The sequence below is a fragment of the Saccharopolyspora erythraea genome, from assembly GCF_018141105.1.
In the GTDB taxonomy this organism is placed as follows: Bacteria; Actinomycetota; Actinomycetes; order Mycobacteriales; family Pseudonocardiaceae; genus Saccharopolyspora_D; species Saccharopolyspora_D erythraea_A.
Genome location: NZ_CP054839.1, coordinates 6088399 through 6100707 on the forward strand (window position 1 = coordinate 6088399; position 12309 = coordinate 6100707).

Consider the following 12309-nt stretch of genomic DNA (forward strand, 5'->3'; position numbering starts at 1 on the left):
CTAGCGGGGGCGCACCACGACCGTCACGGTCCGGTTCCGCGCCCGGCCATCCGGTGTCGTGTTGGGGAACGGTGGGTTGACCGCACCGGAGCTGGACAGCGAAAACGCCGACAGCGGCAGGCCGCTTGCCTCGGACATCCGCTCTGCGGCGGTCGTCGCGCGGGCCAGGCCGAGTTCCGCGTTGGTCGTGTAGTCGGGACTGCCGGCTACACGCGCGTCCACGGTGTGTCCCACCACGGTGATCGACATGTCGGTGGCGAAGGAGCTGAGTCGCTGAGCGAGGTTCCCCAGCGCCTCGGAGCCGGTGTCCGACAACGACACCCCTGTGCGGAACACGCCGGCGGGGAATGTGACGACCACCGCGTCCGCGTCCGCGCGCGCGATGAACTCGGGGTTGCCCGCGAGGGTCGTGTTGAGGTTGTCGAGCGTCCGCTGCTTCCGCAACGCGGTCTGGTCGAGCTGGTCGTCGATGCGGTCGAGGCGTTCCGCCTGCTCGCGCTGGCTGTTCTGGACGTCGTCGAGACCAGCGAGCACTGCCGGGTCCGGGCCGGCCGTTTCCGCGATCAGCGTGCCCACGCCGGCGCCGGTGACCACCACCGCGGTCAGCACCGCGGTCAACGCGACTCGGCCGGTGCGCGGCCGCATCCGGCGGGCCACGAGCGCCGCGATCCGCTGCCGACCCGCGCGCGCCGGGGCGAAGTCGGGGTCCAGCCGCAGCGCCAGCGCCCAGCATTCGTCGGCGTCGAACAGCTCGCCGCGCTGCGCGTGGATCCGCGCGAGCAGGTCCAGCACCACGGGGTCGGTGCTGCCGCGGCCACCCAGCTCCCGCAGCATCTGCACGGCGTGGGTGTACTCACCGTTCCTGGCCAGCTCGGCGGCATGGGCGAGGCCCGGGGAGGTGGTCAGTTCCTTGCTCACTGGTCACCCGCCCTGACCGTGCTGCCGAGTCCGCCCGCGGCGCCCGCGTCCCCTGCGGTGTCCGGTGCCGCCTTCGCCAGCTGGGCGTTGACGCTGGTGAGCAGTGCGACGTCGCCGGTCTCCAGCGCTCGCCTGCCCTGCTGGAGCAGTTCCTGCACACGTGGGTCGGGGTTGTCCGCGAGGTTCCCCTCCCGCCCGACGAAGATCACGGCGGCGAGCTGGCCGCTGTCCCGCAGCACCTCACGGACGATGTCCCTCATCACCTCGATCTGGCGTTGCAGCACCGTGCGATCGCCCGAGGCGATCGCCGCCTCCATGGCTCTTTCGGCGTTGTGCAGCGCGGTCCGGTGCCGGGCGGCGCCCGACTGGTCGATGAGCCCTCGCGCGCCCTCCACCATCGAACGCCCCTCGGCGGCCAGCTCCGGGAACACCAGTGCCGCTTCGATGTCGTCCAGCGCCGTCTGCGCGTCGCGCAGCCGGTTCTCGCACGTCGACGCGGCGTCCGGGTCGACGCCGGCCGCGTCGGCGAGCCGCTGGACGTCGGCCAGGACGTCGTCGGCGCGGAACCGGTCGACCAGCCCGATCGCCTCACTCGCGTCCACGTCGCTGAACCGCAGCTTCTCGAGCCGCTCGGCCAGCTCGTCGAACCGGTCGGCCAGATCCTCCGCCGCCCCGGGCAGGTCGGTGCCCGACCCGGCTCGGCCGAGCTCGACCTGGATCTGGAAATCCTCGTCGAGCAGCGGCACGTAGGCGTCGGCACGCGGAGTGAAGCTGGTGTCGATCTGCAGCGCGACCTCGACCTCGCTGCCGGCCGGCACGTCGCGGCCGACCTGGGTCGGCACGAGGTCCAGCTGGCCGATCAGCATGTTGCGGTCGCCCTTCGACCGCTCACCCTCCACCAGGGGCACCCGGATCAGGCCGGTGCGCTCGTTGCGCCGCACCGTCACCGTCGAGTACAGGATCGCCCTGGCCTTGGCCGGGAGCTCGGCTCCCTTGCGCACCAGCCACAGCACCTCGTTGTTGTCCAGGGCGACACCGATGGAGTGGCTGAGCGTCGGCGCGGTTCCCATCTTCGAGGTGTGCCGGTAGGAGATCCGTTCCGGATCGGTGGTCACCAGGGTGCCCTGAGCGTCCCGGAGCTCGATGTCGTAGGTGTTGACGGTCTGCTCGTCGGCACGTAGCCGGGTGGCGAACGTGCCTTCCGGGGTGAGCGGGATCCGGCCACTGCGCCACGGCGGTGTGCCGTCCGGGTGGACGAACTCGATGGTGGCGCCGGTCCAGTCCTGTTGTTGGGTGGTGCGTGGTGGAAGACCACCCACCAGGGGCTCGGTGTCCGAGCCCGCCGACGGGTACTGCAGCTTGAGCACCACGCGGCCCTCGCTCAGTGCTTGCTCCGCACGCTCCGGCCGGGCCGGCATGCGCTGGGTGCCGGCGAAGATCGCGGCCCCTCTGGCGACGACCGTGACGGGGTCGAGGCTGTGGTCCAGCGGGATGCCCAGGCCCTCAGCGGGATCCGCGAGCAGCTCGCGCAATGCCGGCGCGATCGTGGTGCCACCGACGAGCAGTACCCGCTCGATGTCGCCCGGGGCCAGACCGGATTCGGCGATCGCCTTGCGGCACAGGGCGATCGATCGCTGGTAGAGCGGCAGTGCGATCCGCTCGACGTGCCCCCTGGTCAGCTCGAACTCGAAGTCGAACGCGGGCGTCCCGTCGGCGTCGTTGAGCCGCACGCTGATCTCGGAGCTCTCCGCTCGCGACAGCTCGATCTTCGCGTACTCCGCCGCCGCTTTGAGCTTCGCGATGTTGCCCGCCGACTTCCGGTGGCCGCGGTCCAGGTCCGGCAGGTCGAACTCGTCGCGCACCGCGGGAACCAGCAAGCCCTCCACCAGGCCCCAGTCGATCAGCTTGCCGCCGAGGAAGTTGTCGCCGGCGTGGTTGATGGTGCTGAACTCGCCGTCGGACACCTTGACGATCGCGGCGTCGAAGGTGCCGCCGCCGAAGTCGTACACGAGCCAGAAACCGCGATCGGTCTTGAGGTGCGTGCTGTAGGCCCACGCCGCCGCGCTCGGCTCCTGGATGAGCGGCGCGAATCCGAGGCCGGCGAGCTCGGCGGCCTTGCGGGTGGCGTCGCACTGGTCGAGCTCGAAGGCCGCCGGAACGGTGATGACCGCGGCGCCGATGCTTTCGCCCATGGCATGCTGCACGTCACCACGCAGCGACTTGAGCACCTCGGCGGACAGTTCCTCCGGGGTCATGCTCCGGCCGGAGGCCGTGAAGGTCTTGTGCGCGTCCCGTCTGCCCATCTGGAGCTTGAACTCCGCGCACGCGTTGTCGGGGTCCTCCTCCACCCGGTCTTTCGCGGGCTGGCCGACGAGCACCTTGTTCGATCGGCTGACGTAGACCGCGGACGGCGTGTGCTCGGCCTGGCGGTTGTTGCGGACCACGGTCGCGTCGTCGGCGGTCGCCGCGGCGATGATGCTGGTGGTGGTGCCGAGGTCGATACCGAAGTCAATGTTGTCCCGTGCCACTGTCCTGTCCCTTCTCCGGTACTCCGACGATCACGTGGCCGAACTGGATGCACCGTCCGCCGCGGTAGACCGTCGGCCGTTCGGTCTCCACCACGGTTTCCCGATCCAGGTTCGACCGCGGCTCGTAGGCGATGGCTTTCAACGACATGCCGGGGTCCCACGGGACGCCGTCGTGGTTCTGCACGCGGACTCCGGCCTTGCTCAGCCGTTCGGACATGGCCGTGAGGTCTCTCGTCGCCATACGTTGCACCTTGGACTCGCCGTCGGCGCTGAACCTCCTGAGCACGCGCCACATCCTGGTGGCGACTTCGGCGATCGTGGTGTCGTCCAAGTCGGACGGTTCAAACACCGGTTCCGGTGGCGATTCCGTATCTCGCGCCGGTTCCGGTACTCGCGCCGGTTCCGGTACGCCTGCAGGTTCAGGTACGCCTGCAGGTTCAGGTACGCCTGCAGGTTCCGGTTCCCGCGCTGAGGTTGTCGGGTGGTCCTGCGGTGCTGGGATGCGGAACTCGGGCGGAAAGCGCCGCTGCCGGGCCCGTTGACGAAAGCTGGACAACTCGTTCCTCCTCAGCCGTCCGCCTGCGCGGCGGCCCATTCGTTCAGCCGGTACCGGCGCAGGCCGAGTACGGCGGCGGCCCCGGCCACGATCGCGAGGAAGACCAGCAGCCGCGGCAAGTCCTGGAACGGTTGCGTGACAGCGGCGGCGACCAGCAGGAGTGCCACCAGGCGCCACCACCTGGCCGGCATGCTCATCGGCACCTTCCCGTAGACATACATCGCGTCCCGCAGGTAGACCGCCATCGGAAAGACAGGGATGAAGAACACGGTGAGGTAGTGGGTCGTGAGGAACTTGCCGGGCTCCGTCGTCTCCCGCCGGCCCATCAGGTAGGCGCCCCACCCGAAGAACGAGCCTTGTACGGGTAGGCCTTTCGGCGGTGTGAGCAACGCTGCGGGATTGGCGAGCACCGCGTCGATGTGCTGCCGCAGCGGCTCGTCGTCGGCGTGCCGACGCCACGCGCGGAGCCGGTCGGCTGCCGTGTTGACCTTCCCGGCCTTGCAGAGGTCGTCGATCTCGCTCAGCACACGCTTCTCGGCGATCACCGTGGTATTGCGGTCGATGAGCTCGATCGTCGTGGACTCGCGAGCCAGCGCTCTGGCCGAGGACAGCACGCCCAGCGCCGGTCCACGGGCGTCGGTCTCGTTGTGGTGGGCCACCGCGCACAGGTTCAGCGACCTGGCCACCTCGTCATGGGTGGCGGCGGTGACGGGGTCGTCGCCGCTGAGCATTCCGGCGATGGTCCGCAGTGGTGCCGCGGTCTGCTCCAGCAGGACGTGGCCCGCGTCGATCGCGTCCCGTGGTGCGGTCTCCGTGACGCGGTTGGCGGCTTCGCAGGCGGCGCGTACCCGTTCCTCCGCCGGCCGCACCGCGTCACGCAGCGCCGCGTCGATGAGGTCGTCGTCGAACGTCGACTCGTCGAGCAGCCACATGTGCCGGTCCGCGGCCTCCGCACCGAGTTCCTCGGCCGCTCTGACCGCGAGCGCCAGGTGCACGTCCACGATGTGCCTCGGCAGTCGGTGGCGCAGGCGCCGGACGGTGCCGGTGGTCAGGCGGGGGTCGTCGATCTCCTTCACCCGCTGCCTCGCGCGATCCCAGATCTGCTCACCGGAGAGCACCTGGGCCCATGCCTGCAGCGCCACGAGCCACTGCTGCCCGAGCGGGTCGTTGGCCATGTCCGGCCGGCCGGGAGCGGTCAGCGACGCGCCCTCGATCACACCGCAGTGCTGACGCACCGCGTAGTCGTGCTGGTCCTCCTCACCGGCGTCCCACAGCCACAACAGCTCGTGCACCAACCGCAGCACGGGGTTGCGCATCGACTCGAACGCGGTGTCGACCGCGTCCCAGTCGGGCATCGGCGTGAGCGGGAGCTCACCGGGCGCGGAGAGCGGCGTGCCCAGCCGTGCCGTCAGCGCGGCCTCTTCCCGGCGGCGCCTGACCTGCGTCGTCGACGCGGTGACCGGCAGCCCGGTCAGCCTGAAGATGTTGTTGCGGTACAACCGCGCTCCACCCAGTCCACGCAGGACCTCGTCGAGCTCGTCGTCCTTGGACCGCACCAGGCTGTGGCCTTCCATCAGCTCAGCACCCCCTTGCGCCACAACCGAAGCCGGTGCTCGTGCGCGGCACGCAGCTTCGGGGACTTGTTGAACGCTTCCTCCATCAGGTCCGGCGCCTCGGCGAGCGTGCTCGCCTGCCTGGCCATCGCCTTCGCCTGCTCCACCAACCGCTCCGCTTCCGCCTCGTCGGCCGCGGGGTGGTTGCCCAGCACGCTTTTCGAGGTCCGCGGCAGATCGACCGCCTGCTTCGCGTCCTGCCGGCCTCGGTCGGCTCGCCACCGCCCCAATTCGGCGGCGAGCGCGCCGGCGTCCGGCGTCCTAGCGGCCGGATCCGGATCGAGCGCGCGCAGCACGATCCGCTCGAGCTCGTCATCGACCTCGCCGTTGAACTCGTGCGGCGGGCGCGGCGGGCTCCGGCGTCGCGCGCCGAAGTACGACGTCGGCCCCCCGTCGTCGAAGGGCAGCGTGTCGGTGAGCAGCAGGTAGGCGATCGTGCCGAGAGCCCACACGTCGCCGGCCGGCGAGTCGCCCTTCCAGTTGAGCAGCGACTCCGGCGCCTTGAACGCCAACGTGCCCTTCGTGCTGGCCAGGGAAGTCATCGGGTTGACGCTCCTGGCCAGACCGAAGTCGCTCAGCCTGGAGCGCAGCCCCGCGGCGTCGTAGCCGATCAGGATGTTCTGCGGCGTGATGTCGCGGTGGATGATGGCCGGCACTGACGAGTGGGCGACCGCCAGGCCCTCGGAGACCTGGTGCAGGATGCGGGCGGAGTCGTCGACCGGCACGAACTGCTCGCGGTGGGAGACCCAGAATCGCTGCAAGCTGCCACCTGCGACGTACTCCATGGTGAAGTAGCCGGTCGTGCCGTGCGCGGTGGGAACCGTGCCCGCGTGGAACACCCGGATGATGTTCGGGTGGCCGATTCGTGTCAGCATGATGGCCTCGTCGAGCATGGTCTTGATCTCCCCCGCCGTGCCCGCCCGCTTGAACACCTTCATCGCCTGGCGGCCGAAGATCTCGTGGCGAACCCGGTAGACCTCGGCGAACGCGCCCTCACCGAGGAAGCGCTCGACGTCGTAGGTGTCCCCCACACGCTGGCCGTCCTCCAGCAGCCTCACTGCGGTGCGGAACGGAGAACGAGTACCGCAGTCCCGTCGTTGATCGACTCCAGCTTCACCTCGACCATGGGGAAGTCCCTGAAGCCGAACCCGGAACCTCCGCCCGGCCCCATACCCTGTTCCGCACCGCCACCGTGCGGGTAGTCGACGCGATACGTCAGTCCCTCCGGCGTGACGGACACGACGGACAGCTCCGGGTAGTAGAAGCGGGCCCTGTCGAGCGGAATGGTGATCGGCCCGGTCACCGCGAGCGTGCACTCGGCGTCGAAGCAGTCCGCGACGTTCGTACTCGGCACCGCCGGGGGTGGGCTCGGCTCGGCCGGGGGCGGGCTTGGTACGGAGGCCTGCGAAGCGGGGACGTCTTCCACCGGCGCGGCCGGCTGTGACTCGACGGGCTTCGGCTCCGGGGCGCCCGGCCCCGGCTGGCCGCATCCGGTCAGCACGCAGGCAACGGCGGCACTGAGGACAGCGAAACGGGACAACATCTTTCCCCCTTGGTTTCCGCAATCGGTTTTGCGCGACCTGGCGGCCATCGATCGTCATTCGGACGCACGTCTCTGGGAGAGCCCGTGCAACACGAGGAATCCCAGCACCAGGGGAACCATCCCCACCTGAGCTCCCAGGAACAGGCTGTACGCACCGACTCCCATCGCGATCACCTGGGTGACGGCGATCGGCACGACGGCCCGCGAAGCACCGCGCGTGGTCAGAAAGGCACAGCCGCAGAACGCGGCGCCCAGCCCGAGCACGACCACGGGCGCGAGGTAGTCCGCCGCCGTGTACCCCTGGACCGCGGCGTCGGCGAGCATCAGGTACAGCCACAGCCCTCCCAGCAGGATTCCGATCAATGCCTGGGCCCCGAGGACGAGTACCGTCGCGAGGTCGCGCCGGCTGCTTTCCCGCCGCGCGCCGGTTCCTGAAGTCATCCGAGCCTCCGTGCTTCCACCTGTGCGCACCGACGAGGTGCGGAGTCCGACATCTGCGGGGAATCGCTCCCGCCCCTACGCCCACGTCGCGGACGGGACCTCGCCGTCACGGGCCGACATGACCAAGCCCCGGCACTGCGAGCCACCCGCTCGGAGAGAGCTGTCCCATCACCGCGGCGGACAGCGCCGCGCACCGTGGACGACTCGACGCTCGCCTCCACCCCCCGTCCGTCGCGGAGGCGAGCGTCGGTCTCCCGGAACACGGACAGCGAGCGTCCACCGCGGGTGGCCCCCACTGGTCCGTGAGCGGAGAACTGAATGGCACCTGTCACCGGACCGAGCATGCCGACGAGGGTCCACCGCAGGTCAGCAGCCGGTTCATCATCGGTACATCGGCTGAATTCGGGCGGTGGATGCACGCACGGTGATCGCCCCCCTACACTCCATTCGCCGGCCAGGAAGCGGTGCAGCGAGGAGTGGCCATGCCCGAACCCGAGACCAGGTCGGTCAAGTACTTCGTGCTTGGTCCACTCCAGGTGCGAACTGCCGATGACACGATGGTCGCGGTCAACGCGGAGAAGCCCCGTCTGCTGCTCACCGCGCTGTTGTTGCGCCGCAACTCCTGGGTCGACACCGACGTCCTGGTCGAAGCTCTCTGGAGCACGGGCACACCGCCCGCCTCCGCGCGCGGCAACCTGAAGACCTACGTGCACCAGCTGCGGCAACTGGTGACCGGGGCCGGCCAGGAGTCACCGATATCCAGCCGACGTGGCAGCTACCAGCTCGCGGTCAACCGGGGCGAGGTCGACTCCGACGTCTTCGAAGACCTCATCACGCGGGGACGGGTGGCGCTGGACGAAGGTGACAACGCCGCCGCCGAGCAGGCACTGCGCACGGCGCTCGATCTTTGGCGAGGCGATCCGGATCGGCTGGCCCCGAGCCAGGAGACCGCCATCGAAGCGGCGCGGCTGCGCGAACTGCGCTGGATTGCCAGGGACGCCCTCGCCGACGCCCTCATCGCCGACGGTCGCCCCGAGGACGCGGTGGCCACGCTGCGAGCGCTCACCGTCGAGGAGCCGCTGCGCGAGGCGACGTGGGCACGGCTGGTCACCGCGCTCCGGGACGCCGGACGGCCCACCGACGCGCTGGCCGCCTACCAGAAGATCCGCAACGACTTGGTCGCCGAGTTCGGCGCCGAACCCGGACGCACGCTTCGCGCACTGCACGCGGAGTTGCTCGCCGAGACGGAGGGCGCCCCCACACCGCGTCCCCAGCGTGTCACGACCGATCCCACCGCCACCCGGACCCCGGCCGATTCCACTGCGCCTTCCACGCTGGTCACCGCCGTTCCCGCGCCGAAGCGCCGCGCACCGGCGCGGTGGTTGGCGGGGAGACCGATCGCAGTCCGCGCCGTGGTGGTCGCAAGCGTGCTGGCCCTGCTCGCCGTCGGCGGGACCGTTCTCGTCAACCGCTCGACCGCGTTGACTCCGGACTCTCCTGGCGAGCCGGCCGCCAACCTCCAGCTCGGGGCGATCGCCCCGAAACGTCCGGTTCCCGGGTTCCCGGCGGGAACGAGCGACAATCCTCAGTTGCTGTTCGGGCTGGGCGACGAGGCACCGATCGCGGCGCAACAACCGCTGGCCGACCAGGCTCCCGTCGGCATGCTGACCACCTGGTACGACGGACCGGACGAACTGCCCCAGTACGCGAGCTGGCGTCGTCAGCTCATTCCCGAGTACTACGCCGCCGGCAAGGCCATGCATCTCCTCGTGGTTCCCACCTTCGACGATCCGGCTCCGGTCGACACGAAGTACGGACCGGGCTGCGGCAAGGCATATCCGCTGTCGCCGGAGTTCCTGGACCACATGCGCGAACTGGCGAAGTCCTTCGCGGGCAAGGCCGACGGCCCACCCCTCTACGTGTCGATGTTCAACGGCATGCTGAAGGTCGCCTGCACCGAGGACGGCTACCACGCGGACCCCCTGACCACGAACTACTACCGGGCTCTCAAGGATCGCTACCTCGAAGTGCGGCAGGTCTTCCACCAGCACGCGCCCAACGCCAGGGTGGCGCTGAACTGGGACGGCTGGCAGGCATCCAGGGACAACCCGAAACTCGGTTCCGGTCGTTCTCTGATCGGGTACTTCTCCGACGCTCTCGCGGTCTCCGACTTCCAGAGCTTCAACGCCTTCGAGGACGAGGACAACGCCGCCGACGTCGAGCGGATGGTCGCCGAACTGGGCAAGTACGGGCCGGTCATGGTGTCGAACTTCGGCCCGTACAAGGACCACACGGGCGCACGGCTGCGCAGCGACCTGAGCCTGGTCTTCGCTCCGGCGCAGATCGCGAAGCTGACATCCCAGGGACTGTTCGCGTGGAGCTTCTGGAAGCACAGGTACGTCGAGGTCTCCCCGGAGTCCTATGCGCTGGCCAAGGACGTGGTGACCCGTTACGGACGGCGGTGATGTCGATGGTGACTGCCGCGCGTTCCGGTCAGCGGCAAGGTTCCTGGTAGGGATGGTCAGGAACCAGCTGCTTCCACTGGTCGGCGGTGATCGGCTGTCCGTTGATCGAGCAGAGATAGCGGTAGAGCCGATCGGGGTCGAGGTCGAACAGGAGCACGCCGGTCGAATCGACTGCGAACCCGGGGGGACTGGAGGTGGCTACGGCGGCCGTGTAGCCGTCGTGGCCGAACTCCACGCCCTGCGCCGAGATATCCGGGATCGTTCCCACATCGCTGGGGTCACGGGGGTTGGTCACATCCCAGATGTGCAGCTCGCCGCTACCCGTCACCCCGGCAACCGTCTTCTCGTCGGGACTGGTTTGCAGGTGTTCCACACCGTTCTCGGAAGCGAGCCCGGACAACAGGGCCGCGTGGCGGGGATCGGTCAGATCCCACAGGCGGACCTTGTTGTCGTTGCCCGTGGAGGCCGCCAGGGTGTGGTTGTCGATGAACCTGGCGTCCTCGGTGTCAGCGTCGAAACGGCGGTCCTCGATGGGAACCGGATGACGGAGATCGGTCAGGTCCCACAGGCGCACCGGGCCGCTGGATGCCTGTACGACCAACGTGTTCCGGTGGGAGGTGAACGCCACCCCGGACAGCGACTGATCGAACGGGATGTCCGCCGCCAAGGTGGGGTTCCGGAGGTCCACTGTTGAGCCGGCGTGACGCCATCAGGATGAAGATGCGGAAAGCTGTGTCGCTGAGGGCGAAACCGGCCGGGAGCCGTTCCTCGAACAGGCCGACCATGGGCCGAACAGCGTCGCAAGACCGAACGGGGTAGGCCGCCGATCCCACCCGACCCGGCGGTCCACTAGCTGCGCCAAATCCGCGAGCAACGTCCGGAGGAGGTGGTTGCGTTTGCCGACGTCACTCCGGCGACGTCCTTCTCGCGCACATACCAGCGTGGCGCTGAGTCCACCTCACCGGTCCGATCCGGGTAGCCACGTGTGTGCTTGGCCATCGAAAGTCTTCCTCCTTCCGGAGGCCGCGTCCGGTCAGTGCGGGCGCACACCTGACGGGTGCGATCCGGTTCGCGCTATCGAACTCGCCGAAGGCCGGTGCTCACGTCAAGGCAGCCTCTGGTCCACGCCGAACTCATTGTTCGTCGATCGCCCGTTGCTCCAGCCATTCGACAAGTGGCCGCATACTGTCCGGTACCGCCGTTTGGGACACCACCACGCTTGATCGACGACCGCCGCGCTCGAGGGTCACTTCGTACTGGTACATGTCCGCGCCGGGACCGGTGATCGGCGACCGCTGCGCCAACTGTTCGAATTCGGCTTGCTCGATGTGGCGTTCGAGCGCTTCGCGCGACTCGTCGCCGAGGTCGGTGGAACGGACCGACGTCGTCAGTCTCGTGGTGCGCCCACTGGTGCACCATCACGCCGAAGGCATCCGCGATGTGCTCGTTCAGCGCCCCGGACTGCCCCTGGTAGACGAGGGGGCCGTCGAACTGGATGACGCCGTGTCCGAGTTCGTGCGCGGCGACCGACAGCGACTTCGTGAGCCGGGTGAACAACTTTTCGCTACCGTCCCCGAAAAGCATCTGGTCGCCGTCCCAGAACGCGTTGTCCACCTTCCTCCCGAAGTGCACGACTCCGTCGAGGGTCATCCCCGCGTTGTCGATCGAGTTCCTCGCCAGTACCTCGAAGAAGAACTTCCACGTCATGCCGAAGTGGTCGAACGCCTCGTCGACAGCAGGGTCGCCGACACGATCGTCTCCTTCCTTGCGCACGATGGGCGAGCCGGTGTCGACACCGGTCTTCGCGTCGCGGATCACGCGGTCCATCGTCGGCTCCCGGAGACCGGCCGTAGCAACGAGCGGCCTGCCCGCCGCCGAGCGCGCCGCTTCGGCCTGGGATCGCGCCGAACGCAACGTGGTGGACACCGCCAGCGTGCTCAGAGCGGCGTCTCGATCGGCTTCATCCCCCCGTTTCGCGATCTCGACGAGGACGTAGTCCGGAACCACGCACTGAATGGGATTGGGTGAGTGCATCGTGCAACTCCTCCCTGGCTGAGATCGGGCGATCGGCTTCCTCCGGCGCCACATGGCCGCCCTCGGACCTGACGGCCACCGATGCTTTCGGATCGCAGTCGCATCAGGGCCGCCGCCGAGGCCGCTTCCCTCCTGCTCCCATCATCAGGTCTTCGGGACAGCCGAGAATGAACCACGGAGGTTCAAACGGGATGCAGCCTGGATTGAACCT

At 68.9% G+C, this 12309-nt stretch carries 10 protein-coding genes; 1 reads left to right on the plus strand and 9 read right to left on the minus strand.

Annotation, left to right across the window (positions count from 1 at the left end):
• From HUO13_RS27190 to HUO13_RS27220, 7 genes are all read right to left on the minus strand, one after another.
• Nucleotides 1-918, minus strand: a complete 918-nt coding sequence (locus tag HUO13_RS27190) for an OmpA family protein (RefSeq protein ID WP_211897867.1) — start codon at nucleotides 916-918, stop codon at nucleotides 1-3.
• Entirely contained in the window at nucleotides 915-3446 is a 2532-nt protein-coding gene (locus tag HUO13_RS27195) for an Hsp70 family protein (RefSeq protein WP_211897868.1), read from the minus strand. Before HUO13_RS27195 ends, HUO13_RS27190 begins: the two co-directional genes overlap by 4 nt.
• Entirely contained in the window at nucleotides 3427-3687 is a 261-nt protein-coding gene (locus tag HUO13_RS27200) for a hypothetical protein (protein WP_211897869.1), read from the minus strand. The genes HUO13_RS27195 and HUO13_RS27200 overlap by 20 nt, the downstream gene beginning before the upstream one ends.
• Before the next feature lie 326 nt (nucleotides 3688-4013).
• Nucleotides 4014-5576 (minus strand): hypothetical protein, encoded by a 1563-nt coding sequence (locus HUO13_RS27205; protein ID WP_211897870.1) that lies wholly within the window; start codon nucleotides 5574-5576, stop codon nucleotides 4014-4016.
• Nucleotides 5576-6673, minus strand: coding sequence for a serine/threonine-protein kinase (locus tag HUO13_RS27210; RefSeq protein ID WP_211897871.1), 1098 nt, complete (start codon nucleotides 6671-6673; stop codon nucleotides 5576-5578). The genes HUO13_RS27205 and HUO13_RS27210 overlap by 1 nt, the downstream gene beginning before the upstream one ends.
• Entirely contained in the window at nucleotides 6670-6969 is a 300-nt protein-coding gene (locus tag HUO13_RS27215) for a hypothetical protein (protein WP_211897872.1), read from the minus strand. Before HUO13_RS27215 ends, HUO13_RS27210 begins: the two co-directional genes overlap by 4 nt.
• A gap of 243 nt (nucleotides 6970-7212) precedes the next feature.
• The gene (locus HUO13_RS27220; RefSeq protein ID WP_211897873.1) at nucleotides 7213-7599 is read right to left on the minus strand and encodes a hypothetical protein; all 387 of its coding nucleotides are present in this window, start codon (nucleotides 7597-7599) and stop codon (nucleotides 7213-7215) included.
• A gap of 482 nt (nucleotides 7600-8081) precedes the next feature.
• Here HUO13_RS27220 and HUO13_RS27225 point away from each other — a divergent pair, with 482 nt between their 5' ends.
• Nucleotides 8082-10064: a BTAD domain-containing putative transcriptional regulator gene (locus tag HUO13_RS27225; RefSeq protein WP_211897874.1), complete on the plus strand. Its 1983-nt coding sequence runs from the start codon at nucleotides 8082-8084 to the stop codon at nucleotides 10062-10064.
• 28 nt (nucleotides 10065-10092) lie between these two features.
• Here HUO13_RS27225 and HUO13_RS27230 read toward each other — a convergent pair whose 3' ends face one another.
• Nucleotides 10093-10731, minus strand: a complete 639-nt coding sequence (locus HUO13_RS27230) for a WD40 repeat domain-containing protein (RefSeq protein WP_211897875.1) — start codon at nucleotides 10729-10731, stop codon at nucleotides 10093-10095.
• A 407-nt stretch (nucleotides 10732-11138) separates the two neighbouring features.
• Nucleotides 11139-12098, minus strand: coding sequence for a M4 family metallopeptidase (locus HUO13_RS38410; RefSeq protein WP_249124094.1), 960 nt, complete (start codon nucleotides 12096-12098; stop codon nucleotides 11139-11141).
• Nucleotides 12099-12309: the final 211 nt, after the last annotated feature.

Bases quoted from the DNA above. Each gene is read 5' to 3' on its own strand.
- HUO13_RS27200 (WP_211897869.1), bottom strand. From the start codon at position 3,687: ATGGCGACGAGAGACCTCACGGCCATGTCCGAACGGCTGAGCAAGGCC.
- HUO13_RS27205 (WP_211897870.1), bottom strand. From the start codon at position 5,576: ATGGAAGGCCACAGCCTGGTGCGGTCCAAGGACGACGAGCTCGACGAG.
- HUO13_RS27220 (WP_211897873.1), bottom strand. From the start codon at position 7,599: ATGACTTCAGGAACCGGCGCGCGGCGGGAAAGCAGCCGGCGCGACCTC.
- HUO13_RS27225 (WP_211897874.1), top strand. From the start codon at position 8,082: ATGCCCGAACCCGAGACCAGGTCGGTCAAGTACTTCGTGCTTGGTCCA.
- HUO13_RS38410 (WP_249124094.1), bottom strand. From the start codon at position 12,098: ATGCACTCACCCAATCCCATTCAGTGCGTGGTTCCGGACTACGTCCTC.